The 25,013-nt window shown below is 64.4% G+C and carries 25 protein-coding genes; 17 read left to right on the plus strand and 8 right to left on the minus strand.

All coding sequences use genetic code 11. From position 1 onward, the window contains the following. Window positions 1–93: 93 nt before the first annotated feature. The 5 genes from IE116_RS04095 to IE116_RS04115 all read left to right on the plus strand — a co-directional run bounded on the left by IE116_RS04095 (window position 94) and on the right by IE116_RS04115 (window position 4,953). Window positions 94–1,224 carry a DNA-binding protein gene (locus tag IE116_RS04095; protein WP_189609999.1) on the plus strand — a complete coding sequence of 377 codons (1,131 nt, stop codon included), beginning with the start codon at window positions 94–96 and terminating at the stop codon, window positions 1,222–1,224. Next, a complete protein-coding gene (locus tag IE116_RS04100) occupies window positions 1,221–2,024 on the plus strand; it encodes a hypothetical protein (protein ID WP_189610002.1) in 804 nt (267 codons plus the stop codon). Before IE116_RS04095 ends, IE116_RS04100 begins: the two co-directional genes overlap by 4 nt. Window positions 2,025–2,136: 112 nt before the next feature. Continuing rightward, window positions 2,137–3,066, plus strand: a complete 930-nt coding sequence (locus IE116_RS04105; RefSeq protein ID WP_189610004.1) for a D-hexose-6-phosphate mutarotase — start codon at window positions 2,137–2,139, stop codon at window positions 3,064–3,066. Window positions 3,067–3,084: 18 nt separating this feature from the next. Beyond that, on the plus strand, window positions 3,085–3,432 hold the full coding sequence (locus IE116_RS04110) for a TfoX/Sxy family protein (RefSeq protein WP_189610006.1): 348 nt from the start codon (window positions 3,085–3,087) through the stop codon (window positions 3,430–3,432). Window positions 3,433–3,588: 156 nt separating this feature from the next. Then, window positions 3,589–4,953 carry a DUF2254 domain-containing protein gene (locus IE116_RS04115; protein WP_189610008.1) on the plus strand — a complete coding sequence of 455 codons (1,365 nt, stop codon included), beginning with the start codon at window positions 3,589–3,591 and terminating at the stop codon, window positions 4,951–4,953. 19 nt (window positions 4,954–4,972) lie between these two features. Here the strand turns inward: IE116_RS04115 and IE116_RS04120 are convergent, their stop codons facing one another. After that, a complete protein-coding gene (locus tag IE116_RS04120; protein ID WP_189610010.1) occupies window positions 4,973–6,616 on the minus strand; it encodes an ABC-F family ATP-binding cassette domain-containing protein in 1,644 nt (547 codons plus the stop codon). Window positions 6,617–6,888: 272 nt separating this feature from the next. Here IE116_RS04120 and IE116_RS04125 point away from each other — a divergent pair, with 272 nt between their 5' ends. After that, entirely contained in the window at window positions 6,889–7,422 is a 534-nt protein-coding gene (locus IE116_RS04125; RefSeq protein ID WP_189610012.1) for a general stress protein, read from the plus strand. A 229-nt stretch (window positions 7,423–7,651) separates the two neighbouring features. On the opposite strand, the gene asd is transcribed toward IE116_RS04125, so the two are convergent. Next, complete coding sequence (asd, locus tag IE116_RS04130; RefSeq protein ID WP_189610014.1) at window positions 7,652–8,518, minus strand: archaetidylserine decarboxylase; 867 nt, start codon at window positions 8,516–8,518, stop codon at window positions 7,652–7,654. Window positions 8,519–8,671: 153 nt separating this feature from the next. Between asd and IE116_RS04135 the strand changes: the two genes are divergently transcribed. From IE116_RS04135 to IE116_RS04150, 4 genes are all read left to right on the plus strand, one after another. Beyond that, window positions 8,672–9,265 (plus strand): TetR/AcrR family transcriptional regulator, encoded by a 594-nt coding sequence (locus tag IE116_RS04135; RefSeq protein ID WP_189610016.1) that lies wholly within the window; start codon window positions 8,672–8,674, stop codon window positions 9,263–9,265. Beyond that, window positions 9,258–10,676, plus strand: a complete 1,419-nt coding sequence (locus IE116_RS04140) for an MATE family efflux transporter (RefSeq protein WP_189610018.1) — start codon at window positions 9,258–9,260, stop codon at window positions 10,674–10,676. Before IE116_RS04135 ends, IE116_RS04140 begins: the two co-directional genes overlap by 8 nt. A gap of 90 nt (window positions 10,677–10,766) precedes the next feature. Further along, the gene (locus tag IE116_RS04145; protein WP_189610020.1) at window positions 10,767–11,189 is read left to right on the plus strand and encodes a ferric uptake regulation protein; all 423 of its coding nucleotides are present in this window, start codon (window positions 10,767–10,769) and stop codon (window positions 11,187–11,189) included. Between the two features lie 82 nt (window positions 11,190–11,271). Next, complete coding sequence (locus IE116_RS04150) at window positions 11,272–12,180, plus strand: EamA family transporter (protein ID WP_189610022.1); 909 nt, start codon at window positions 11,272–11,274, stop codon at window positions 12,178–12,180. A 41-nt stretch (window positions 12,181–12,221) separates the two neighbouring features. Here the strand turns inward: IE116_RS04150 and IE116_RS04155 are convergent, their stop codons facing one another. Further along, window positions 12,222–13,421, minus strand: a complete 1,200-nt coding sequence (locus tag IE116_RS04155; RefSeq protein WP_189610023.1) for an SLC13 family permease — start codon at window positions 13,419–13,421, stop codon at window positions 12,222–12,224. Between the two features lie 162 nt (window positions 13,422–13,583). Between IE116_RS04155 and IE116_RS04160 the strand changes: the two genes are divergently transcribed. Together IE116_RS04160 and IE116_RS04165 are read left to right on the plus strand one after the other, a co-directional pair. Further along, window positions 13,584–14,072 carry a universal stress protein gene (locus tag IE116_RS04160; protein ID WP_189610026.1) on the plus strand — a complete coding sequence of 163 codons (489 nt, stop codon included), beginning with the start codon at window positions 13,584–13,586 and terminating at the stop codon, window positions 14,070–14,072. Window positions 14,073–14,229: 157 nt separating this feature from the next. Further along, window positions 14,230–14,991 (plus strand): DUF2076 domain-containing protein, encoded by a 762-nt coding sequence (locus IE116_RS04165; protein WP_189610028.1) that lies wholly within the window; start codon window positions 14,230–14,232, stop codon window positions 14,989–14,991. On the opposite strand, the gene IE116_RS04170 is transcribed toward IE116_RS04165, so the two are convergent. From IE116_RS04170 to IE116_RS04180, 3 genes are all read right to left on the minus strand, one after another. Next, window positions 14,976–16,055: a mandelate racemase/muconate lactonizing enzyme family protein gene (locus IE116_RS04170; protein ID WP_189610030.1), complete on the minus strand. Its 1,080-nt coding sequence runs from the start codon at window positions 16,053–16,055 to the stop codon at window positions 14,976–14,978. The two genes, IE116_RS04165 and IE116_RS04170, sit on opposite strands and share 16 nt — an antisense overlap. 140 nt (window positions 16,056–16,195) lie before the next feature. Then, window positions 16,196–17,176, minus strand: coding sequence for a Bug family tripartite tricarboxylate transporter substrate binding protein (locus tag IE116_RS04175; protein WP_189610032.1), 981 nt, complete (start codon window positions 17,174–17,176; stop codon window positions 16,196–16,198). A 131-nt stretch (window positions 17,177–17,307) separates the two neighbouring features. Further along, complete coding sequence (locus IE116_RS04180; RefSeq protein WP_189610034.1) at window positions 17,308–17,643, minus strand: hypothetical protein; 336 nt, start codon at window positions 17,641–17,643, stop codon at window positions 17,308–17,310. Between the two features lie 498 nt (window positions 17,644–18,141). Here IE116_RS04180 and IE116_RS04185 point away from each other — a divergent pair, with 498 nt between their 5' ends. Beyond that, the gene (locus tag IE116_RS04185; protein WP_189610036.1) at window positions 18,142–18,834 is read left to right on the plus strand and encodes a 2OG-Fe(II) oxygenase; all 693 of its coding nucleotides are present in this window, start codon (window positions 18,142–18,144) and stop codon (window positions 18,832–18,834) included. 18 nt (window positions 18,835–18,852) lie between these two features. Here IE116_RS04185 and IE116_RS04190 read toward each other — a convergent pair whose 3' ends face one another. Both IE116_RS04190 and IE116_RS04195 read right to left on the minus strand, forming a co-directional pair. Continuing rightward, a complete protein-coding gene (locus tag IE116_RS04190; protein ID WP_189610037.1) occupies window positions 18,853–19,395 on the minus strand; it encodes an MOSC domain-containing protein in 543 nt (180 codons plus the stop codon). 3 nt (window positions 19,396–19,398) lie between these two features. After that, window positions 19,399–20,130, minus strand: coding sequence for a haloacid dehalogenase type II (locus IE116_RS04195; RefSeq protein WP_189610039.1), 732 nt, complete (start codon window positions 20,128–20,130; stop codon window positions 19,399–19,401). A gap of 234 nt (window positions 20,131–20,364) precedes the next feature. On the opposite strand from IE116_RS04195, the gene IE116_RS04200 reads away from it, so the two are divergent. The 4 genes from IE116_RS04200 to IE116_RS04215 all read left to right on the plus strand — a co-directional run bounded on the left by IE116_RS04200 (window position 20,365) and on the right by IE116_RS04215 (window position 25,008). Beyond that, window positions 20,365–21,003, plus strand: coding sequence for a TetR family transcriptional regulator C-terminal domain-containing protein (locus tag IE116_RS04200; protein WP_189610041.1), 639 nt, complete (start codon window positions 20,365–20,367; stop codon window positions 21,001–21,003). Window positions 21,004–21,159: 156 nt separating this feature from the next. Continuing rightward, a complete protein-coding gene (locus tag IE116_RS04205; protein WP_189610043.1) occupies window positions 21,160–22,539 on the plus strand; it encodes an FAD-binding oxidoreductase in 1,380 nt (459 codons plus the stop codon). 150 nt (window positions 22,540–22,689) lie between these two features. Continuing rightward, the gene (locus tag IE116_RS04210) at window positions 22,690–24,429 is read left to right on the plus strand and encodes a CocE/NonD family hydrolase (protein ID WP_189610045.1); all 1,740 of its coding nucleotides are present in this window, start codon (window positions 22,690–22,692) and stop codon (window positions 24,427–24,429) included. Between the two features lie 105 nt (window positions 24,430–24,534). After that, window positions 24,535–25,008, plus strand: coding sequence for a DMP19 family protein (locus IE116_RS04215; protein ID WP_189610047.1), 474 nt, complete (start codon window positions 24,535–24,537; stop codon window positions 25,006–25,008). The last annotated feature ends 5 nt before the right edge of the window (window positions 25,009–25,013 follow it).

Raw genomic sequence — 25,013 nt, forward strand, 5'->3', positions numbered from 1 at the left:
TGACAGTAGAACAATAATGTCAAAAATATATTACTGATATTCTAATTCATTACGTATTACGTAGTAATATCCGCTATTACGTTAGGATCGTTCATGACCAACCCCGCCGACCTCGAAAACCAGCTGGCTGCAGACGTTGAAGACCTGAAAAAGCAGTTTTCAAACACGCAGGTCCTCTACAAAGAGGTGTGCGCGCTGATGTTTCTGCGCTATGGCATCACGCCAACGGTCAATCGCCTCTATCAGCTGGTGCGTCGCGGCAGCATGTCGGTGCCGTCCGACGCGCTTCGGCAGTTCTGGCAGGAACTGCGTGAGAAAAGCCGGGTGCGCATCGAACATCCCGATCTGCCGGACGCGCTGAAAACCGCGGCAGCCGAGTCGATGGCGGCAATGTGGACACTGGCGCAGCAGGCGGCGGTCGACGGCCTGACTGCCGCTCGGAACGAGGCAGCCGAGCAGGTAAGGGCGGCCGAAGCGGCTGCGCGAGACCAGGCGGCAGCGTTTGAAGCGGCTGAGGCAAGGCTCAGCGCCTTGCTCGACACTGAACGGCGGCGCGCGGATGACCTGGCGGCCCGGCTGGGCGATCGCGAAGCCGCCTATGCGCGCCTGGCCGAACAACGCACCAGCGATCACGCCGCGCATGTCCGGCAGTTGGCGGCCGCCAGGCAGGCCGAAGCCATTGCTGCCAGTGAACGGGACGTCGCTCGCAAGGAATTGCTGGCGGCCCAGGGCGAGGGCGAAAAGAACCTGGCCACGTTCAACGCCCAGCTGGACAGGTTTCGGGAGGACAGCGCCGCGTCCGAGGCGCGTCACCTGGCCATCGAACGGCGTGCCCTGCTGGATCTGGACCAGGAACGCCAGCGCAACAATCGGCTCGGCAAACAAGTGGAACAGGTGCAGCAGCGGCTGACCGAGACCATGTCCGAGCAGGCGCGCGCCACCGCGACGCTGCAGAATCAGATCGGATCGCTGCAAGGCCGGCTGGGCGAAGCAGAAGGCCGGCTGGCGGCGGCACGGGAAGACAGCAGCCGATGGGAGGCTGCGTGTGAACGGCTGCAAGGCGAGCTGGCCAGTCAGCAGGATGCAAGCCGGGCGCAGGCCGAGACGAACCGTCGCGATGCCCGATTGCAGGAACACCCGTCCGAACCAGGCCCAGTGGCCGGAGCAGCGGATGACGCTGCGGCGGGGCAACGCCGTCCCCGACCCAGGAAGCCGCGCCGATGAACCCGCCCGAGACCGCAGCGTCTGCCTTCCTTGCCCTCTGGAACGATATCGATCCGTCGCGCATCGTCGAATACGAGCGGTGGCACACGCTGGAGCACGTGCCGGAGCGGGTCTGGACGCCCGGTTTTGTCGCCGGCACGCGTTATGTCGCGACCCGGCCGGGCCAGCCGCGTTACTTCACGCTGTACGACCTGGCGCGCCTGTCCGCGCTGGAGACGCCTGCCTATCAGGACCTGGTCGATCATCCGACCCCGTGGAGCGCGTCGATGCGCACGGCGTTTCAACATTTCTTGCGCAAGCCGTGCACACGCGTCGCCGTTGAAGGCGTGACCCGAGGTGCCGCCTTGCTGGTGCTGCGCATGGTGTTGCCGGACGGCACCAACGACGCCGTGATCGCAACGGGTGTACGCCGCCTGCTGGCGGACGGCGTGAACGAGATCGTGACACGGGTCACCGCCGGGCGCGCCCGCACGGCCGGTCCCCAAGCCATGCCGAATCAGGATGATGGGCCGGCGGGCGACGAGTTCATTGTTCTGGTCGAAGCCGCGGAGCCGGAGCGACTTCCGGCAATCGAAGCGGTCGCCCTTGCGGTTTTTGCGCAGACCACCAGCCATGCAGACGCAGGGGCCCCGACGCGCGGATTCGACGCTCGCCGCGATCGCATGTCGCACGATCACGCGTCCTACCCCCGCGCGTCTTACTATCGGTATATCAGCCGCGTCCTGCACGCCGATGTGGCTGGCCCGATTCGCCCGGCGCCGCGCACCGACGCGATGCCACCCGTACCATCAATCCGTTAGCGGATGTGCCAGCCGTTTGGGTGGTGTGGCAAGCAGCGGAAAAAGTCGCCATACTTTCGCAGCTTTGTTACCCGCCACCCCGATGACGCCGCCGTCCCGAAGGAACACCCGTATGTCCGCCGCGCCCGATGCCGCCACGATCGAATCCGTCCAGATTGGCGAACTTGCCTGCTGGCGTGTCCGCACCCAGTGGGCGGAAGCCCTCATTGCCACGCAGGGCGCGCAGTTGCTCAGCTACACGCCGCATGGCCAGCCGCCGATTGTCTGGTTGAGCGATGACGCGAAGTTCCTGCGCGGCCAGCCGCTGCGGGGCGGTGTGCCAGTCTGCTGGCCCTGGTTTGGCGACCTGGCGCGAAACCCGTCGGCGGTGCGTGACATGTTCGCGCCCGACACGGCGGCGCCGGCCCACGGCGTCGTGCGCGGCGTCGACTGGGAGCCCGGTGCGGCGACCGCCGAATTCGGTCGCGTCGTCATGGATTTCCATTGCCACATGCCCAACGGGTCCGGCGCGTGGAAGCACCCGGCGGACCTGCTGATCCGCTTTCGCATGGGCGAGACGCTCGAGATTCAGCTCTGCACGCACAATTTCGGCGATGCGCCGATCACCGTCAGCCAGGCGCTGCACACCTACTTTGCGGTCAGCGACAGCCGCCAGATCACGATCGAAGGTCTTGAAGACACCGCCTATATCGACACACTCAGGAACTGGGAACCTGTCACCCAGACCGGTCCGGTCCGCATCGAAGGCGAGACCGACCGGATCTACACGGGCATCGATCGGGCGATCGACATCGTGGATCCGGGATGGCAGCGCCGCATTCATATCGAGGCGTCGCAGTCGCGGTCGGCGGTGGTGTGGAATCCCTGGATCGACAAAGCTGCGCGTCTGTCGCAATTTCCGGATGATGCGTGGCAGCGCATGGTCTGCATCGAAACCGCCCGGGTGTGGGATGACCTGCTGGTCGTCGCACCGGGCAAGACGGAATCCATGTCGGTCACGATCAGCGTCGATGCCTTGACGTCCGCGCCAACCCCTGCCTGATCTTCCGGGCGGACCGACATGGGCACCCGCCAGAGCACCATCGACTACCTGCTCGAGCAAGTTGCCGACGCGGGCATCATGACCTCGCGCAAGATGTTCGGCGAGTACGCGGTGTATTGCGATGGCAAGGTGGTTGCCCTGGTGGTGAGCGATCAGGTCTATCTGAAAGCAACTGACGCAGGGCGGGACTACCTGGAAGACGTGGAAGAGGGCTTTCCCTTTCCCGGCGCCAAACCCTGGTTTGCCATTCCTGGCGACCAGTGGGATGACCGCCGGTGGGCGGCGGAGCTGATCGCTGTTACGGCCGCGGCCTTGCCTGAGCCGGTGATCCGTTCGCGTCGCAAGCGGGACCCGCCGGGTCGTTGAGCGGGAGGCAGGGTCGCACACCGATTGCCGTGATCGCGGGTTGGCGCGACGCGCAGGTCAGAGTGATGTCCTCCCGCACGCAGAGTTACCGTGCCTTACGTGGCTGGCCTTCAGGCCGGGATAGGATGACGGGCCTGCACCGAATCGCGAGAAGCCATGTTCCGATTGACTTTGTTATGGCACCGTCTGAAGTCGCAGATGTGGTGGCGGCCAACCCTCTGGAGCATCTTTGCCGTGTTCGCTGCGCTTGCGGGTGCAAGCGCAAACTATTACGTGCCGGACAGTGCCGTGCCCGATATCGAGCGCGAAACGCTGCAGAGTCTCCTGACGATCATCGCGTCAAGCATGCTTGCCGTCAGCACGTTTTCGCTCTCCATCCTGGTCGGGGCCTTTACCTCCGCGTCGACGTCAGCCACCCCTCGCGCCACACGCTTGGTCATGGCCGACGATCGTGCGCAGTCGGCCATCGCCAGTTTCATCGCTGCGTTCATTTACGCAATCATCGCCTTGTGTGCCCTGGGCGTCGGATACTACGGACCGGCGGGCCGTTTCGTGCTGTTGGCCGGGACGATCGGCGTGCTTGTCTACATCATCGTTTCGCTATTGCGATGGATTCAGACGCTCTCGTCGATCGGCCGCATGAGTACGACCATTGCCACGGTCGAAAAGGCCGCAACGACGTCACTGCAGGCTTTTCGGCGCAATCCGTTTCTCGGCGCGCACCCCGCGCCGGGGCAGCCCGTCCATGGTGTTGCGCTCCACGTCACCCGCACTGGCTACCTTCAACACATCGACATGGAGCGCCTGAACACCGCCGCGAAGAAAGCGGCCGTGACCCTGCATGTTGTCGTACGCCCTGGTGCCATGGTGCATCCCGCCGACCCGGTCGCCTTCTGGGACGAATCGCCCGGCCTGGATATGGCCACCTTGCTGGGACTGGAAGTGGCTTTCGTGATTGGCGCGGAACGCAGCTTCGAACAGGATCCGAGGTTCGGACTCATCGTCATGGCGGAGATCGGGCAGCGGGCCTTGTCCCCGTCCACCAACGATCCCGGAACGGCCATTGGTGTCATCGCGGCGATCGCCCGCATCCTGATCGACACGGCAGTGGCGGAGGAACGGCGAGATGCCAATAAAGGGATATCAGGCGGTGTCACGGAGTTGCCAGCGACGGATCATTCGGGCCGCCACGTCCGTTTCCCCTGTGTCACGTTGGTTGAGCTGGACGAGTCCGACCTGATTTTTGACACCTTCGATCCGATCGCACGCGACGGTGCGGGCTTCGTCGAGATCGGTGTGCGGCTCCAGAAAACCCTGCGCGCGATCAGCCTGTGCACCCATGGCGAACTGCCCCACGCTGCGCGACGGCAGGCCTGGCGTGCGTTTGAACGCGCGCGCCAAGCGCTTGTTTTCGAGGAAGACAAGATCGCACTGGAAAAGCTGGCGACCGAGACGGCGCAGGCCACGGCAGTGATCGAGTCGCCGATCACCCCTGCCCGGTACGCCCGCAGGCTGCCGTGAGACAGCCTTGCGGCCCTGCCTATTGCAGCGCCGCCGACGCCTTGGCGGCAAGCTTGGTCTTGAACAGCCAGCTCTTGTAGTCGTCGAGGTCGCCGTCGAAGGGTTTGACGGCGCCGTCGGCCACGATCACGAACTGGTCGGTCGTGGCCCGCAGCAGGTGGCGATCATGCGATACCAACACCAGGGTGCCTTCGAACTGCGCCAGGGCCATGGTCAACGCTTCGCGGGTTTCCAGGTCCAGGTGATTGGTCGGCTCGTCCAGCAGCAACAGGTTCGGCCGCTGCCACACGATCAGCGCCAAGGCCAGCCGCGCCTTTTCACCGCCCGAAAACGGCCGGATCGATGCCGTCGCCATGTCGCCCGCAAAGTTGAAGCTGCCCAGGAAGTTGCGCAGTTCCTGCTCGCGGGTTGTCGGCGCAATCTTGTTCATGTGCCACAACGGCGATTCGTCGTGGCGCAGCATTTCGACCTGGTGCTGCGCAAAGTAGCCGATCGACAGGCCCTTGCCGAATACGGTATCGCCGCTCAAGGCCTGCAACTCGCCCGCGATCGTCTTGATGAAGGTCGATTTGCCCGCGCCGTTCACGCCCAGCAGGCCGATACGCTGGCCGCCCTGCAGCGAAAAATTGATGCCATCGATGATGACCTTGTGCGCCGCATTCTTGTCTTCCGGCTCGCCCAGCCGATAGCCTGCCTGCACGCCGTCCATGATCAGCAGCGGATCGGGTGCGCGCAGCGGTTCGCGAAAGGTGAATGAAAACTCTGCCGGCGGACGCAGCGGGGCGATTTCTTCCAGCTTGGCCAGCGCCTTGATCCGGCTCTGCGCCTGGCGCGCCTTGCTGGCCTGAGCCGAGAAGCGGTCAATGAAGGACTTCAAGTGCGCGCGCTGGCGCTGCTGCTTTTCCATCATGCCCTGCGCCAGGATCATCTGCGCGGCGCGCTGGCGCTCGAACGAACTGTAGTTGCCCGAATAGCGCTTGAGCTTGCGGTCGTCGATATGCACCACCACGTTGACCACTTCGTCCAGGAAGTCGCGATCGTGCGAGATCACCAGCAGGGTGCCGGGGTAGCGCTTGAGCCAGTCTTCCAGCCAGATGATGGCGTCCAGGTCCAGGTGATTGGTAGGCTCGTCCAGCAACAGCAGGTCCGACGGGCACATCAGCGCCTGCGCCAGGTTCAGGCGCATCCGCCAGCCGCCCGAAAAGCTCGTGAGCGGTTCGTCCATCTGCGCCAGCGAAAACCCCAGGCCCAGCAGCAGCTGTTCGGCGCGCGAGCGCACCGTGTAGGCGTCGGCGTCGGCCAGCAGGCCGTACAGCTCGCCGATCATCAGGCCGTTTTCTGCGGTATCGGCCTCGCTTTCCAGCTGCGTCAGCCGGGCTTCGAGCGTGCGCAGGCCGACGTCGCCGTCGATGGCATAGTCGATGGCCGACCGGTCCAATGCAGGCGTTTCCTGTGCGACATAGGCGACGCGCCAGGTGGGCGGAAAGCTGAGATCACCCTGGTCCGGATGCAGTTCACCCCGCAGCAGGCCGAAGAGACTCGACTTGCCGGCGCCGTTGGCCCCGATCAGGCCGATCTTGTCGCCCGGATTAAGGAGGACATCGACCTTGTCGAGCAGCGGCTTGATACCGCGGATGAGGGTGACTTGCTGGAAACGGATCATTAAGAGGGGCAGGGAAGGGGTGATAGCAGCCCGCGAGGTTACTTCAAATACCGGGTTTACCTGTAGCTCGATCTCCTTCTGTGCGGAAGTGAGACGAGATTCGCGTGCGAAACCGGCACATTCGGAGAGATTTGCAAAAGCGGCCAGCGATTCCTGCAGAGTTGGCATCGTGCCAAGTGCGGCGGATGGCGATAACGCTGGGCAAGCCAGCCCGGGAACGGCGATTGCGACAGCTCATCCGTTACCCAACACCCACAAGAAGAGGCAAATTCATGGCTGATACGTTTAGCGATACCCGTCCTGTCACCGGTCTGTTCAACGACCGCGAATCCGCCGAGCGCGCGTACAACTCGGTCAGCACACGCGGCTACGGCAGCGACGACATCAACGTCGTCATGTCGGACGACACCCGCGCGACCCATTTCGGCAACACCGAAATGGCTGAAACCGAGCTGGGCAACAAGGCTGCCAAGGGCGCCGGCGTGGGTGGCGCAATTGGCGGCACCATTGGCGCGATCGCTGCAGCCGTCGCCGCCATCGGCACGTCGCTGGTCCTGCCGGGCCTGGGCCTGGTGATTGCCGGTCCGCTGGCAGCGGCCTTTGCTGGCGCAGGCGCCGGTGCGGCAGCAGGCGGCCTGGTCGGCGCGCTGGTCGGCTGGGGCATTCCGGAAGAACGCGTCCGTCACTATGAAGAAGGCGTCAAGAAGGGCGGCATCCTGATCGGCGTGCGTCCAAAGAACGCCGAAGATGCAGCGTTCATCGAGCAGGAATGGAAGGCCAACCGCGGCGAGCACGTGTACTACTAAGCCACGAGCGGTAGGGCATTTCGGGGAGCCAGCTGCGTCGTAATGACGTGATGGCGCCCTGTCAATGACAGCCGCATGAATGACAACGCCGCCCTGCGCAAGCACGGCGGCGTTGTTGTTTGGTGCGTTCTTGCAGGCCCTGGAGGCATGGTGGCGGGCAAGGCGCATTGCACCGCTGCGCAGCACGGCTACACGTCCGCTGCGGGACGCTCGCCTAGCAAGTCGCCCATCACGGGTAGGGCATCGCCATGCGTTCGCCCATGCGCGTCGGCACCAGGGCCGCGAACTTCGGATCCCACCGCACGCGGTTCGCGCCGAACAGCAAGACCACGGTCGACCCCAGCAGGAATCGTCCCATTTCGGCGCCTTTGTCCAGGCGAACGGGTGGCGTCCCCTCGGCGCTATAGCGCTTGACCACCACGTCGGGGCTGTGGGGCGCGACGCGTCCGCCCCAGACCGTTTCCATCGACCCGACGATCATTGCGCCGACCAGCACCACGGCCATGGGCCCGAGTTCCGTGTCGAACATGCACACCAGGCGTTCATTGCGGGCAAACAGCCCCGGCACCTGGCTGGCCGTGACCGGGTTGACCGAGAACAGCCGGCCAGGCACATAGATCGTTTCGCGCAGCGTGCCGGCAATCGGCATGTGCACGCGGTGGTAGTCCCGCGGTGACAGGTAGATCGTCGCGAACTGGCCGTTCATGAAGGGCGCTGCACGGGCGGCATCCCCGCCAAGCAGATCGCGGGCGGTAAAGCTGTGGCCCTTGGCCTGGAAGATATTGCCTTGCTCGATCCGGCCCAGCTGGCTGACCGCGCCGTCGGCGGGGCACAGCACCGACCCTTGCGTGGCGTCGAGCGGCCGCGCGCCGTGTTTGAGCGCGCGGGTAAAAAAGGCGTTGAACGTGTCGTAGGCCAGCGGATCGCGAACGAAGGCTTCGTTCATGTCCACGCCGTACTTGCGGATGAAGGTCGTGATCATCCAGTTCTTGATGGCAGGCGTGCGGCATTCCGAGGCAGCACCAAACGCTTTCGAGATCAGGTCATGCGGCGCTGCATATTGGCTGAGAACGAAAAGCTGGTCTTTGAAGGACATTGGATGTCGCCTCCCGGGAAGGGCGGCAGGGCGGTCAGAGATGGCGCGATATTACACGCGAGTTCCCTGGGAAGAAGTGAGTGTCTGTACGGGTTGCATGCTCGCATTAATGACGGACGTAATGTAAGATCGATTTTTGCCCCAGGAAATGTCATGGCTCGAGTCACCCGCGAGCAGGCCGCCGCACACCGCGAAGCCATTGCCGACGCATCGGCCCGCTTGTTCCGCGAACACGGGCTCAATGGCATCAGTGTGTCGAACCTGATGGCCGACGTCGGGCTGACCCACGGCGGCTTTTACGGCCACTTTGCGTCCAAGGACGACCTGGCCACGATTGCATGCCAGCGCGCCTTCGAAGAGTCTGCCTTGAAGTGGCAGACGCGCTTCCAGGACTGGGGCCCCGAAGCCGACCAGTTCGCGCGGTATGTTGCAGGCTATCTGTCGGCTGACCATCGCGAACGGGCAGGGCAGGGGTGCACTGCCGTGGCCTTGGCCGCCGATGTGGCCCGCGAACCCGATGGCAAGCCCGTACGGGACGCCTTCCTGAAGGGGTTGGAAGGCATGATCGAGCGGCTGATGGCGATATCCGGCGAAAGGTCCGCCCAGGGCGATCGTGACGTGGCGCTGGCGCAGCTGGCTACGTTGGTGGGCGCGTTGACGCTGGCGCGGGCCACCCGTGGCAGCGCGTTGTCGGACGATATCCTGAAGGCTTCCTTGCGATCCTTGATTGGTGGCACCGATGTCTAGTTCTGCGGCGTCGTCGGCGCCAGGCGCAGCCGCTGTCTCGTCCCCATCAGGTGTTCCCCCCACGGCCGCGGCCTTGCGCGCGCAGCGTCTGCTGCACGGTCCCGTGCTGGCCACCATCTTGTTGCTGGCAGCGCCCAACCTGTTGATGATGCTGTCGCAAGCGGCCGCCAACTTCCTGGAAAGCTATTACGTAGGTCTGCTGGGCGTGGATGCGCTGGCGGGGGCGGCCCTGGTGTTTCCGGTCGTCATGCTGATGCAGATGATGTCGGCTGGCGGGATCGGCGGCGGCGTGTCGTCCGCGGTCGCGCGTGCCCTGGGCGCCGGGCGCCATGACCATGCCGAAGCCCTGGCGCTGCACGCCTTCGTGCTGGCGATCGCCGCGGGGGTGCTGTTCACGGTTGCGGCAATCGTGGGCGGGCCGTTGCTGTATTCGGCCATGGGCGGGCAGGGTGAGGCGCTCAAGGCCGCATTGACCTACTCGAACGTGATCTTTCTTGGCGCCGTCTTTCTGTGGGTGGCCAACCTGATGGCGAGCGTGCTTCGGGGCACTGGCAACATGGCGCTGCCGGCCATCGTGTTGACCCTGGGCACGGTGGTGCTGTTCGTCACGTCGCCGGTGCTGATTTTTGGCTTCGGTCCGGTCCCGGCCATGGGCATTGCCGGCGCCGGCCTTGCGCTGGTGCTGTATTACGGGCTGGCAACGGCGATCCTGCTGTTCAAGCTGGTGCGCGGTACGGGCGGATTGAAGCTGAGCTGGCACCACCGCCTGCAGTGGGCAGGGTTTGCCGACATTCTGGGCGTGGGCGGCTGGGCGCTGATCAACAACCTGACGACCAATCTGGCCGTGGTGGTCGCGACGACGCTGGTCAGTCCCCTGGGCACCCACGCGCTTGCCGGATTCGGGCTGGGGATCCGACTGGAATATCTGCAGATTCCGATCGTCTTTGGCGTGGGCAGCGGGCTGGTCGCCATGGTCGGCATGAACGTGGGCGCGGGGCAATGGCAGCGGGCGCGCAAGATCGCCTGGACTGGCGCCCTGGTCGCCGCCGTCGTGACCGAAGCCGTCGGCCTGGGGGCGGCGCTGTTCCCGCAGGCGTGGCTGGGGCTGTTTACCCAGGATGCCGACGCGATCGAGATCGGCTTGCGCTATCTGCGTACGGTTGCGCCGTTCTATGGCTTGATCGGAATCGGCCTGTCGCTCTACTTTGCGTCCCAAGGCGCGCGGCGGATGCACTGGCCGGTGGCCGCAGGCGTGCTGCGCGTGATCGTGGTGGTCGGCATCGGCAGCATCGCGGTGCATGGCTTTGGCGGTGGCCTGGATGCCGTGCTGTGGTCGGTGGTGGCGGGACTGGTCGTGTTTGCGGGCGTGACGGCGATCCCCTGGTTGCCGCGAATGAAAGACGCGGTGTAACGCCTGCTTGCGGCGCTGCGGGGCGGGTGCACAATGGGATGTCACGTTCGCCCTGTTTTCGTTCGCATACCTTGCGTGTCTGGAGCGCCCATGAGTACCGATCCGATCGACCTGCAGTCCAGTGGGCTGAAGGTCACCTTTCCCCGCATGAAGATCCTTGATGTGTTCCGGACCAGTCCGCACCGGCACCTGAGCGCCGAGGATGTCTACAAAATCCTGACCCAGGACCACGTCGATCTGGGTCTTGCCACCGTCTATCGCGTGCTGACGCAATTCGATCAGGCCGGGCTGCTCAAACGCAGCCAGCTTGGCAGTGGCAAGGCGGTGTATGAGCTCAACGATGGCGAGCGGCACCATGGGCACCTGGTCTCCCAGGCGACCGGCGAGGTCATGGAATTCTTTGATCCTGATATTGAAAAACGCCTGGCCGCGATCGCGGACGAATTGGGGTATGAGCTGACCGAGTACACCCTGACATTGTTTGGTGTCCCCAAGCGGCTGCCTGCGGCCTAGAGCTGGCCGTCGGGTTTGACCCTGGTGTTGCTTCAAGGTCATCGCGTATGATCGCCCCCTTCTGTCTTCCTGGCGCCGTCCCGTGGACCTGACCCTGCTCTGGATACCTGCGACGGTCATTGCCGCTGCCGCGCAAACCGCCCGCAACACCATGCAGCACCGGCTGACCGACACGCTCGGCACCATAGGCGCAACGCAAGTCCGCTTTTTGTACGGCCTGCCGTTCTCGCTGGTGTTCCTGGTGGTTGTCCTGCTTGTCGGGGGCGAGACCCTGCCTGCGTTCAACTGGCGCTTTGCCGCATTCGTAGCCGCCGCGGCGGTGACGCAGATCGCCGCCACGGCGCTGATGCTGGCCACGATGCAATTGCGGTCCTTCGCGCTGTCCACGGTCTACATCAAGACCGAACCCTTGCAGGTGGCGGTTTTTGGCGTGGTGGTGCTGGGCGATCACCTGTCTGCGTGGGGCGCGTGCGCGGTGATCGTGGCGACCGCCGGGGTCGTTCTCATGTCCTTGAAAGGCAAGGGCGCCACCCTGGCGGGCTCGGGCTGGCGGCCGGCGTTGCTGGGCATCGCGTCAGGCGCCGGCTTTGCCTTGTCATCGGTCGGCTTTCGCGGCGCCGTGCTGTCGCTGGACAGCGGATCGTTCGTGTTGCGCGCCACGTCCACGCTTGTTGCGGGCCTGGTGGTCCAGACCATCATGCTGGTGGTGTGGCTGCTGGTCTTCAAACGCGACGTGCTGCTGGCCATCCTGCGGTCGTGGCGGTCGTCCTTGATTGCAGGGTGCGTGGGGGCCGTGGCGTCCCAGTTCTGGTACATCGCCTTTGCGTTGACCGCAACGGTCAACGTGCGCACGCTGGGGCTGCTTGAAGTGCTGTTTGCGCAGGTGGTGTCGCGCAAGGTATTTGCGCAGACTGCAACAGGACGCGAACGTCTGGGCGTGGGCCTGGTGCTGGTAGGCGTGGTGCTGCTGCTGGTGTCCACGTCGCGGTAGACGGGTTCAGGTGTTTATCAACGCCTCGGGCCTGTCAGGCTCTACACCCCCACCGCAATGACATACGTGGCCGCGGCCACCACCACAAAGAACGGCACGCTATACACGTGGAAGTCCCACCAGATACGTTTCGAGCCTTCGAGCCGCAGCGCGATCAGATTGGCCATGGAGCCAATGGCCAGGCCATAGCCGCCGACGTTCACGGCGATCAGCAGGGTCTGCCATTCCTTCGTGAATTGCGACAGGAACACAGTGGCTGGCACGTTGCTGATGACCTGCGACAAGCCGGCGCCACTGGCAAACAAGGTCAGGCGGTGCGACCAGTCGACCTGTCTGGCCAATGCCTGCACCGGTCCCCAATCCGCAAGATGCCCCAGTCCAATGAACAGGGCGGCGAACGTCGCGAGCAAGGCCCAGTCGACCTGCCGCAAGGACGTTCTGTCCACGATCAGGAACAGCAACGCCGCCACCAGTCCGGCAACATAGGCATGCCCCGCCTGCAGCAGTGCGATCGTTGCGATCAGCATGGCGGCGGCGGTCAGCGCCAGGGCAGGCTTGCGGGGTGTGTCGGTGCGGATGGCGCGCGCCGGACCCGTGCGGCTGGCGGTTGCGCTGGCCGGGAACGTCAGAACGATGAACAGCGCCAACGCGACCATGTTGACGGCGCAGGCGGGCAGCATCCACAAAACAAAGTGCCAGGCGTCCACGCCCGACAGCTGCCAGACCAACAGATTCTGCGGGTTGCCGATGGGGCTGAGCATGGAACCGGCGTTCACGGCAAATGCCAGCACGATCACCATTTGTCGGCGCACTGCGTCAGGCAGGTTGAGCGTTTGCGCGATGGCAAGCGTCAGCGGCACCAGCAGGAACAGGCTGACGTCGTTGGTCAGCAGCATGGACGACACGGCCGCGCCGGCGGCCAGGGCCATCGCCAGCCCGCGCAGGCTTGTCATGCGATCGGTCAGTTGCCACGCGGCCGCCTGCACGTAGCCGCTGCGCCGGACGGCCTGCGTTGCAACCAGCAGGGCGAAAAGCCCGGCCAAGGTCGGACCGTCAAGCCATTCCAGATATCGGCCGCCCGGTTGCGGATCGGCCATCCCCAGCACCAGCGCGAGCACGACGGCGATGCACAGCAGCCATTCCCGCTTCGCATGATCCCGCCACGACAGGCGGGCCGGTGCGCCAGCTGACGGCACGCGGGACGACGGCGTAGTAGGCGACGGGGCAGGGCGGGTAGTCATTGAAAGCGCCAGGAATCAGGGTGGCGAGAGCTTACCCGAAGCCGTTCGTTTTCGCGCCCGGACACTTTTGTCCAATGGCGCTTTCTGTCCTGCCGGGCAGCGCCGCGCCGGGCGCGTGTCGCGCATAATCCGGCTATCGATGTTTCCGGCAAGGAGAACCCCATGTACCAACGCATCATGCTTGCTGTCGACGGCAGCAAACCCGCCGCGCTGGCGTTGAAGGAAGCCATCAAGCTGGGCAAGGCACTGGGGTGTGAAGTCCACCTGGTGCACGTGGTCGACGACGGGGCCGCAGCCGACGATGTGGGCTATTTCGAGCCCGCGGCTGCCAACCCGAAGCTGCTGGACGCCGGCCGCGACTACCTGCAGCGCGCCGCTGCAGAACTGGCTGCGGCGGGCGTCGCGCACAGCGAACGCCTGATCGAAGAGCCGTTTGCGCCGACGGACATTGCCGTCACCATCGACCAGGCCGCGCGCGAGGCGTCGGTGGATCTGATCGTCATGGGAACCCACGGCCGCCGAGGCGTTCGCCGACTGTTGATGGGAAGCGTCGCCGAAGGTGTCTTGCGATTGAGCCGGGTCCCCGTGCTGCTGGTACAGGGAGAAGACGACGGCCCTGCCTTCAGGCTGCGGCGGCCGACCCAAGCGTAAGCAGCGGTAAATGGCTGGAGCAAGCCGCATCGGCTCCGGTCATATCGACGTGACGCATGGCATGCTGCGTCCACTATGCCGGGTCCGCCGTTCTTTCGGGCGGTCCCATGATTGCCGCCCCGTCCGGATGACGGGTCGTACCGCAGGAGCGTTCGTGATGAACATCGAAGACCGTAAAGCCATTCAGGGACTGTTTGCACGCATGGAAGAGGTCGCCCGCAACGGCACCGCCCGGGATCCCGAAGCCGAAGCCTATATCCAGGCGCGTATCGACGCGCAGCCCGGCGCGGCGTATTACCTGGCGCAAACGGTCCTGATGCAGGAACAGGCACTCAAGGCTGCCGAAGCAAGAATGGCTTCCGGCGGGTTCAATGCCGCACAAAGTGCAGCCAATGCGGCGCCGCCGGGCCGCCTTGAAGAAAGCGGTGGATACTTTGGCCGTACGCCGCCGCGTGGAACGACAAGCTCGGCAGCTGGCGCCAGCGCCTTCAATGATGGCCGTTCACCGTCGCAAACCTTGACGCCCAGCGGGCAGCCGCTGGGCGCCGCGCCACCTGCCGGGAGCAATATGGCGCCTGCGCAGGCCGCTGCACCCGGGCGCGGCGGTGGCTTTCTGGCCGGCGCCGCGCAGACGGCAATGGGTGTCGCCGGTGGCATGATGCTCGGCAACCTGCTCGGCGGGCTGTTCGGTGGCCACGGCGCCAATGCGAATGCGGCGGACGCCGCCAAGCCCGATGCCCTGGCAGACAGCAGCGAAGGCAACGATGCGGGCGGCAACGACGCCACCGCGAACGATGGCAACGACACGTGGGACTGGGGCGGCGGCAACAAGGACCAGGTGGCGGCCGACGACACCTCCAACGATGACTTCGGCTCGGGTTTCTTTGACGACGGTGGCAGCGACTACGACGAAGTCTGACCGGCGAATGTCACGCCGCAGCCGGGGCCGTCGGGCAGGTGGATCACCCCCTTCACGACAGGCAGCGGCGTGAAGGGGTCATCCTTCAGGTGCTGATGTTCCGACAGTTCGCAGGCATAGGGCAGGGCGCGCAGTGCCACTGCCGCCTGCAGGCTGGCTGACTGCATCAGCGCCGGCCCGAATGCCGCACCCATGCGGCATCCGACACCGCCCGCATCACAGATGCGCGCGGCGTCCATGAAGCGTCGGAAACCGCCCAGCTTCGTGACCTTCAGATTGATGACATCGGCGACACGCCCCGTCACCAGCCGGTAGACATCGTCCAGCGTCTGCGCGCTTTCGTCGGCCTCGATCGCGACGGGAAGCGTGTCGGTGACCAGCTTGAGCCCGGCCCAGTCCCGTTGCGGTACGGGTTGTTCGATCAACGCAATGTCATAACGCTCCATCTTGCTGAATGCGCTGATCATCTGCTTGGCGTGATAGGACTGATTCGGATCCAGCGTCAGCACGACGTCATCGCCGACAGCATCCCGCACGGCGGCAATGCGCTGTACATCCAACGACGTGTCTCCGGCCAGCTTCAGCTTCAGCTGCCGGTAGCCTTCTTCCGCCAGCCGCGCGGCGATCGCTGCCATCTCAGCGGGCGCCTTGATCGGAAGAATCCTTGATTGCGGCACGCTGTCGCGCAACTTGCCGCCCAGCAGCACATGGATCGGGACACCCAGGCGACGGGCCAGCAGATCGTGCAAGGCCATGTCCACCGCGGCCTTCACGCTGGGCTGAAACGCCAACTGCACGTCGACGGTTTCCATGATGCTGGCAATATCCGTCGCATCGCGGCCAATCAAAGACGGCGCGATGAATTCCAGCGCCGATCGCGCGCCATCTCCATGCGTGGAAATCGCCGGGATGGCATGCGCGTAGGCGTGCCCCACATACCCTTCGTCGTCGGTCAGGCTCAACACCCATCCTTCGAGCTGCGGCACCTTGGCGCGTGCAAACTTCCACTGGGCGTCGCGCAGGCCCTGCGTGCAGGGGGTAATGGCTGTCGAAACGATGGGCATGGACAATCCTGAGTGGGGCGGGCAGGGCGGGGGGGGGGTGTGACGGTCGGCATCGCAAGTCTTGACGGCAATGCCGAGTGGCGTAAGTAGGCGCTATCGGGCAAACGGGCAGGCCGGCTTGACTCACCGGCTGCGCAACATCATTCCAGCGTGATATTGCCCCGCGTCACGACCTTCTGCCACTTGGCGTTTTCCTGCTTCATCAACGCGCGGTAATCCGCGGACGTTGACGTCTGCACGTCCGCGCCCTGCTTGGAAAAGCTCTGCTTCAATTCCGGATCCTGCAGCGCGGCCACGATGGCATTGCGCAGCTTGGTCGCCACCTCGGGCGGCGTTGCGATCGGCGCGATAATGCCGTAGTTGGTATCCATCAATACGTTCGGCAGACCGGCTTCGGCAGTGGTCGGCACGTCCGGCAGTTGCGTGGCGCGCTGCTTGCCCGCGATGGCCAATACCCGCATGCCGCCGGTCGCCACGTGCGGCAGCACGGGCGTCAGATCCACCATGGTCATCTGCACCTCGTTGCTGAGCACAGCTGTCACGGCGGGGGCGGCGCCCTTGTACGGCACGTGCGTCATGCGGATGCCGGCTTCCTGCTTGAACAATTCGGCGCCGATATGCGGCGTCGTGCCTGCACCGGCCGAGCTGTAATTGAGCGCGTCCGGCTTGGCCTTGGCGGCCGCCACCAGGTCTTTCAGCGATGCATACGGCGACTTGCCGTTGACCGCGATCACCGCCGGAATCCGTGCGACCAGCGTCAGGTATTGAATGTCATCCAGCGAATAGGGCACCTTCATCAAGGTCTGCATGCCGGCCAGCGGGCCGGGGGCAGCCAGGGCGATGGTGTAGCCGTCACCCGCGGCGCGCACCATGGTGTCGACACCGATTGTGCCGCCTGCGCCAGGCTTGTTTTCGACGACCACGGCTTGCCCTAGCGACGGACCGATCTTCTGGGCGATCAGGCGAGCGATGACATCCGTCGGTCCACCCGCAGCGTACGGAACGATCAGGCGGATGGGACGGCTGGGCCAGCTGTCGGCAGCGTAAGCGGTGTGAAGAGGAAGCGCGATCGTAACGACGGCGGCGGCCACGGCGGTTGCCGTGAAACGAAGTGGGGTCATGCGGTCTCCTGTGCTCGGCTATGTCGGCTGCTATGAGCGCCTTTCGAGTTGGCACGAGTATAGGAAGGCAAGGCCCCCGGTCCCAGCACCGGGATGGCAAAGCAGAAATGCGGATTGAGGGAATGGAGGGTTCAGTCCCGGTCGGCGGGCAGGCTGTCGAACCATTCCGAGTACGGCGTGTTCTTGACCATCTTGCGGTTGTAGTCGGGCGCGCCATCCGTCCACCAGACAGGGCCGCGTTCACCCAGCGCCGTCTTGGCCTGATCGACGGCGGCGTGAGCAGCGTCGCGGTCCGACGGTGCTGGCGTGCCGCGCAGCGCACGACGGGCATCCATCAGTTGTTTGACCAACGCTGCGCGGTCATCGGCCGGCAACGACGGGTTGGACTTGCGCCACAGCCGGCTGCGCACGACGAAGTATCGGCCGTCGGGCGTGTCGGGGTATTTCTTGGAATTGGCGTTCGACATGCGTGGTGAGTGGTGGGTCTGGATCGGGGCAGATGAGATTGGCTGGAGGCTGGACTGGTGACATGGATTGCGCCACTTGGACTGGGTGGGGTTGGAGCGTCTAGGAAGGCAGAAAGTGAATTCCCAGGGAAACCATACTTCGACCAAATCATTGAGTTGACATAATATACATTATGCGAGTTATGGAGCGACTGGCAGGTGGAGGGTGTGCAGCCCTCTATTTGTCCTTCAAGTGCGCGCCCGTGCCTCCTTGGGCTGCTGACAGTCTAGCTTCCCGGCCGTCTCTCGAAATCCGTTTTTGCCAGCCATGACGGGCTCCACCCTTTGCACGATGCACCTTCCGATCATCCCGTTGGAACTGCCAGCCGTGCATAATGGCCGACACGCACCCGCCGTCGAGCGTTGCCGTTTCCACCTCGACGATGCACTCAGGACGCTAGCTGTTCTTGGCTATCGACAGGTCGCAATACCGCTCGATCGCCAGGAAGTTTTTGTCTTATGCCGTCCGTCTATCCGCAGGCTGCGGGTGCCGTCGTGGCTGCGCCGCTTGCGCTGGCCGATGTCGGGCTTGCACCCGTACCCGTGCCCACACCGGAGTGCCTGTCCGCCCACACGCTGGAACATCTTTCTGTCCATTCCTGGGCCGAACAGTCGCTGTTCCTGCTCCCGTCGTTGACCGATGCACTGTCCGCGGAATGCCGCCGTCGTGCCGATGACGGCAGTTTTCGGCTGGCTGGCGTCGGGACGGGATCCGGGAGAGTCACGCTGCCGACGTTGCGGGGCGATCGGATTCTCTGGCTGGAACGGGGCCTGTCAGACGCCTGCGATGCCTATCTGGGGGTCATGGAGGGTGTGCGCCAGGCCCTGAACGGTCAGTTCTTTCTGGGCTTGCGGGACTATGAAACCCACTTTGCCTGCTATGCCCCGGGTGCCGGCTATGTGCGGCACCTGGACCGCTTTCGGGACAGCGATGCGCGCGTCGTGTCGGCGGTGCTGTATCTGAATGAGGCGTGGACGGCGACGGATGGCGGTGCGCTGCGATTGCACCCGCCCGGCGGCTTGCCGGTCGAGGTCCAGCCCGATGCGGGTCGTCTGGTTCTTTTCATGTCGGCCGAGATGCCGCATGAGGTGTTGCCGTCGACACGTGACCGGCTGTCGCTGGCCGGCTGGTTTCGGCAAGCGCCGAAGTGATGATCGTCTTCGCCCCGCTCAGATCGGCTTGAGCACGCGGTGCGGCAACGGCGGCAAGGTGACTTCGATGGCGTCGCCGGCATGCACTTCGCCACCGCGTATGACGATGCTCATGACCCCGGCTTTTCGCACCACGTTCCCGTTGTCATCGGTCGTTTTGACCTGGGCAAGCAAGCCCGGCATGAACCGTTCGATCCATACGCACGGATTGCGCATGGCCGTCAGTTCCAGCACCACGTCCTTGCCGATGGCCAGACGCGTGCCGACTGGCAGGTTTGCCAGGGTCATGCCGCGGGTGGTGATGTTTTCCCCCAACTGACCGGCGGTTACCGGAAAGCCGGCGGCCTGCAACGTGTCGTGCAGTTCGTCGGGAATCAGATGCACCTGGCACAGGTTCGGCGCGGTGGGATCGCGTTTGACGTGGAATCGGTGTTTGACGGTGACGCCCATGTGCGCGTCCCCTTCCACGCCCAGCCCTTCGAGCACCCGGATGCTGAATTGCGTCGTCTTGCTGAAGCTGTGGGTCGGACTGAGATGGACGGCGTGGACGACAGCGGCCATGGATCAGACCCCGAATGCGGTGGCCAGCGCGCGGAAGTCGTCGGCGACGACGTCCCAGTCCTGCGCGGCGGCCAGGTCGGTGGTCTGGTTCGGGCCGTGCTCGGTCGGCCGGGCAACGAACGCCGTGCGGAAGCCGCAGGCGCGCGCGGCGGCCAGGTCTGCGTTGTGGGCGGCGACCAGGCACATTTGCGCGGGGTCCAGACCGAGGACATCGGCCGTGCGCAGGTAGGCTTCGGGCGCGGGTTTGTAGGCTTGCGCAACTTCTGCACCCAGGATGGCGTCCCACGGCAGACCGCCCTGCTTCGCCATGTCGACCATGAGCCGGATGTTGCCGTTGGACAGTGGCGCGATGATGTAGCGAGTCTTGAGGCGCGTCAGCCCCTCCACCGAATCCGGCCACGGCGTCAGCGTGTGCCAGGCCAGGTTGAGGGACGCCAGGTCTGCTTCGGCGACATCCTTACGTTGAATGCCGAAGTCCGGCAGGATCGCTTCCAGGTTCTCGCGGTGCAGCACGTCCAGCCGCACGAACGGCCGGCTGCCGTTGCGTACATCGGCCATGGCCGGCGCATATCGCTTGCGCCAGGCATCGGCAAACGCGTACGGATCTGCGGATGCCTGACCCTGGGCTTTCAGGAAGGACGCTGCCTGCGTCGCCACGCCGCTGCGCCAGTCCACGACGGTGCCGAAGACATCGAACACCAGCGCCTGGACGGTGGCAAACGGGGACTGGGACATGGCGAATTTCCTTGATGAGGATGGGACGTGCTGGGGATGGGAACGTGCTGTGATGGGAAGGTGCTGGGATGGGACGTAAGCACCAGTCCGACATCATAGGGCCTGCTGCCGGTCGTCACACTTCGGCGCAGCCAAGGTTTCATGCTTAAATTCCTGGCGACGCAGCCTGCCCGCGCCCTGCCGTCGGGGCGTCCTTTCCTTGCTCCCTGCCCTCCTCCCCGGTCTTCTGCTTCCATGCAATCGCCTGTTGCTGTCGCTCCCCGCACCCGGAATCGCCCCGGCCGCGCCCGCATCCTGGCTGCCATCCGCGATGCCGCGATCATTGAATTCAGTCAGCACGGCTTCAAGGGCGCATCGACACAGGCGATCGCCCAGCGCGCCGGGCTGACCAAACCCCAGCTGCACTATTACATTGCCGGCAAGGACGAGCTCTACCAACAGCTGCTTCGGGATGTGCTGGCGGGATGGTCGAACGTCTTTGTGATCGAGGGCAAGGAAGACGATCCACGCGCCGTGCTGATTCGGTACATCCGGGAGAAGGTCGATTACTCGCTCGACAATCCGATGTTGTCCCGACTGTTCACGCGGGAATTGCTGGATGGCGGTCCCAACCTGGGCACCTATTGGCCGGTCGCCCTTGCATCGACGCAAACCAAGATCGACCTGATCGAGCGTTGGGTGGCCGAAGGAAAACTGCGCCCCCTGGACGCGCGCCTGCTGCTGATGCATATCTGGGCCATGACGCAGCATTACGCCGATTACGCCCTGCAGGTCCGTGTGATGTTGCAGGTGACGGACGAGCTTCCGCGTGACACCGTCGTGCGCGAAATCACCGATCTGGTGCTGTTGGGTTGTGGGCTTGCACCGCTCTAGCGCAGCTGCCCGCACGACGTAGCCTGCCTTCCGCGGACGGTTGCTGCCAACCCCCGGATGGCACGGCGATTGCTTAATCTGACCGAACGATCAAATCAATCGGTCAGCGATGCCCAGTCCTCTGGATCGCATAACCGGACCTGTCCAGGAACCGCCATGCCCTTTGATACGTCCGCAGTCACTTCCGCTGCCGCTGCCCTGCCCGGCCTGCTTCCCGATCTGGATTGGGTGACCGATACCTCGCGCGTCGCCCGCCTGTCGCAGGACTTTGCCTGGTTCAGCCCCGTGCTGAAACGGCAATTGGCCGACAAGACCGCCGACATTGCCGTACGGCCGCGGACGGAAGACGAATTGCGCAGCCTGGTGGCAGCCTGCGCGTCGGCGAAGGTGCCGATCACGATTCGTGGCAGCGGTACCGGCAATTACGGGCAGGCGATTCCGCTGCACGGCGGCGTCGTGCTCGACATGAGCGGCTACAACGGCTTTTGTTGGGCGCGGCAGGGTGTCGGCCGTGCGCAGGCGGGCATACGGCTGGCGCAGTTCGATGAATACGCCCGCAAGTCCGGCCTCGAATTGCGCTGGCTGCCGTCCACCTTCCGCAGCGCCACGCTGGGTGGCTTGTTCGGTGGCGGATTCGGCGGTGCCGGGTCCATTACCTATGGCCCGCTGGCGGCGCCCGGAAATGTGCTGGGCATCAAGGTCATGACCGTCGAACCGCAACCCCGCATCCTGGAATTGCGCGGCGCCGACGCCATGCTGCTTCATCACGCCTATGGCACCAACGGCATCGTGCTGGAAGTCGAAGTTGCCCTGGCGCCCGTGCAGGCCTGGATGGAATGCGTGGCGGTGTTCGACGGCTTTGATGAAGCGGTCGACTTTGCTGCCGCCGTGGCCGCCGGGCCGGGCATGATCAAGAAAGAAATCTGCCTGCTGGCCGCCCCGATTCCCACGTATATGACCGCCCTGGCCGATCATCTGCCCGATGGCTGCCATGCCGTGCTGCTGGTTCTTTCCGAGTCGTCGGAGCCTGGCATGCTGGGCCTGCTCGACGCATTTGGCGGCCGCATCACTTACCGCAAGTCGGCCGAAGAAGTCATCGAATCGCGCAAGACGCTGATTGAATTCACGTGGAATCACACCACGCTGCACGCAATGAAGATCGACAAGTCGCTGACCTACATCCAGAGCGCTTTCGACCCGACACGTTATGTCCAGCAGATCAAGGACATCCACCGCGAACTGGATGGCGAGGTGTTGATGCACCTGGAGTTTTTGAGGACGAAAGAAGGCGCGATCAATTGCAGCGGACTGCAACTGATCCGCTTTTCAACCGAAGAACGTCTGCAGAAACTGATGCAGATGCATCGCGATCGAGGCGTGCACATCAACAATCCGCATGTGTATGTGGTCGAGGACGGCAAACAGGGAAAACCGAACCCGGCCGTGCTAGCGAAGAAGGCCGACTTCGATCCGCAAGGGTTGCTCAATCCGGGCAAGTTGCGGGCATGGGACCAGCGGGCAACGCTGCTGGCGTAAGGCGGCTGCTGGCCCTGAGCGTTCCCGGAATGAGCCCGAGCGTTCCGAATTGCCCGCTCGTTTGACCTTTCGCGTTGCGCCCAGCACCTGACCCCGGGCATCTGACCACCCGCCATCGACCACCCGCCAACCGCCCATCCAAGGATGTCCATGCTGCCTGTTCTGCCTGCCCACACCCTGTCCATGACCACCCGCGACGGCGTGCGCCTGGATGCCGACATCTGGCAACCCGCTACCGGGGGCCCCTACCCTGTGCTGCTGATGCGGCAGGCGTATGGGCGCGGCGTGGCGTCGACCGTCTGCTATGCGCATCCGTCCTGGTATGCCGCGCACGGTTATGTCGTCGTCATCCAGGACATCCGGGGACGCGGCACGTCCGAGGGCTTTTTTCGCATTGGCGAACATGAACGGGAAGACGGGATCGACACGATCGCGTGGGCCGCGACTTTGCCGAACACTACCGGCGTGGTCGGCATGTACGGATTTTCGTACCAGGCCTTCAATCAGCTGATTTTGGCGGGTGACGACTGCCCTGCCCTGAAAGCCATCGCCCCGGCCATGGGACCGTGGCAGGGGCGCGAAGGCTGGAGCCATGTCAACGGCGCATTGCGCTTGCAAGGATCGCTCGGCTGGGCAACGCAGCTGGCCGCCGACACAGCGCGGCACGAAGGCATGACCCAGGCCTTTACCGAACTGATGGCCGCGTCGCGCGGGCTGCCTCTGTATGAAACGGTGCAGGCGCGGCCGGCCTATATCGAGCGGCATCGCGAGATCAGTCATTACCATCGGTGGATCGACACGCCGGGGGAAGATCCTTATTGGACGACGCTGTCCGCCGCCGCCCGGCTGCCTGAGGTCGCAGCGCGCAAGCTGCCCATGCTGTTCATAGGCGGCTGGTATGACACGTTCCTGGAACCCACGATCGAAGGCTACCGCGCCGTGGCCGATGCCGGCGTGCCGTCGCGCCTGGCCGTCGGGCCGTGGCTGCATTTTCCGTGGGTGCGCAAGGTTGGCGGAACCGACTTTGGCCCGGCGGCCGATGGCGGCATGGATGAATTGCAGGTGCGATGGTTCGACCGCTGGCTGAAGGGGGTGGACAACGGCGTCGATCAGGAGCCGCCCGTTCATCTGTTCGATCTGGGCAGCAAGACGTGGCGTGCGTTCGACGCGTGGCCCGAGGCGTCGACAGACATGGCGCTGTCGACGTCTGGCAAAGCGTCGATCGATGTGGCCGATGGAAAGCTGCAATGGGCGCGGCCCGATGGCTTTGCGAATCTTGCAAAAGTGGACGATGGTGGGCCGGGCGGTGTATCTGGCGCTTCGCCATCGGCGCCCGAGGGCTCACCCGTAGCCGCGCTTGCGGCCGCCACGATCACCGCCTACGTGGCCCATGATCCGTGGCGACCGGTACCTGCCTTTGGCGGGGCCTTTGGTGTCCCGAACGGACCGGCTGACCGCGCCGCTATCGACGCACGTGGCGACGTGCTGACCTTTACGACGGCGCCTCTGGACTTGCCGCTGACACTTGCGGGCGACGTGGTCGCCCGCCTGTCGGTCACAAGCGACCGGCCATCATTCGATGTGTCGTGCGTGCTGTCGCGCGTCACGCCATCGGGCCAGGCGATTGCGCTGACCGACGGCTTTCGGCACTGTCGCAGCACGCCTGCCAAGGACGTGGTCGATGTCAGCATGCAAGCCACCTGCGTCACGCTGGCTGCGGGCGAATCGCTGCGTCTGTCGATCGCGGCATCGGCTTTTCCCGCCTACCCCGTCAATCCGGGCACGGGCGAGGACCCGACCCGCGCTGCGTCCATTGACGCACAGGTCACTACCTTGGGCATCACCTGCTGCGGCGCGGAGCCATCGATGTTGCGCGTGTCGCTAGGCTGACCGGAACACCGCCGTAGACGTCAGTGACAGTCGTCACGCTTGGTAGCCTGCCCTTCGGCAGGAGCGTGTAAGGTCATGGCATAGTCCTTCGCCTACGGAATTGTCATGACGCCCGAATCCCTTGTCCATACGACCGACCTGCTCGCACAATTGAACAGGGTCATCCAGGAAACGCTGCAGCACGCCGACAGCTCGCAGCGCCCACCACGGCGGGTGTTCATGGTCTACCTGGCAAGTTTTTTCCAGTACAACGTGGACCAGGGCGGCTTTGCGCAGCTGTTCTACAACGCGCGGGGCGAAAACCTGGCCGAGATCGATGACATGCTGAGCGAGGCAAATGCCACGGTCGCGCATCAAAGCTATCGGCAGGCCGTCGAGCTGTGTCTGGACGCGCAGCCCGCGTATCAGGAATTTCTTGCGTCGGACTATCTGTCGCCCAGCGACCTGAAGAACGCGTTGCACGCGGTGTCGATCGAGTATTTCCGCCAGGGTTCGTCGTTTCTGGCCGAGGCGGCCGACTTCATCGAGGCGTCGCGTGAACCGGTGGATGCCTGGGTACGTAGCCAGGCACCGGTGTAAAGGCA

Origin of the sequence: Pigmentiphaga litoralis (genome assembly GCF_014651835.1) — a bacterium.
Classification (GTDB): domain Bacteria; phylum Pseudomonadota; class Gammaproteobacteria; order Burkholderiales; family Burkholderiaceae_B; genus Pigmentiphaga; species Pigmentiphaga litoralis.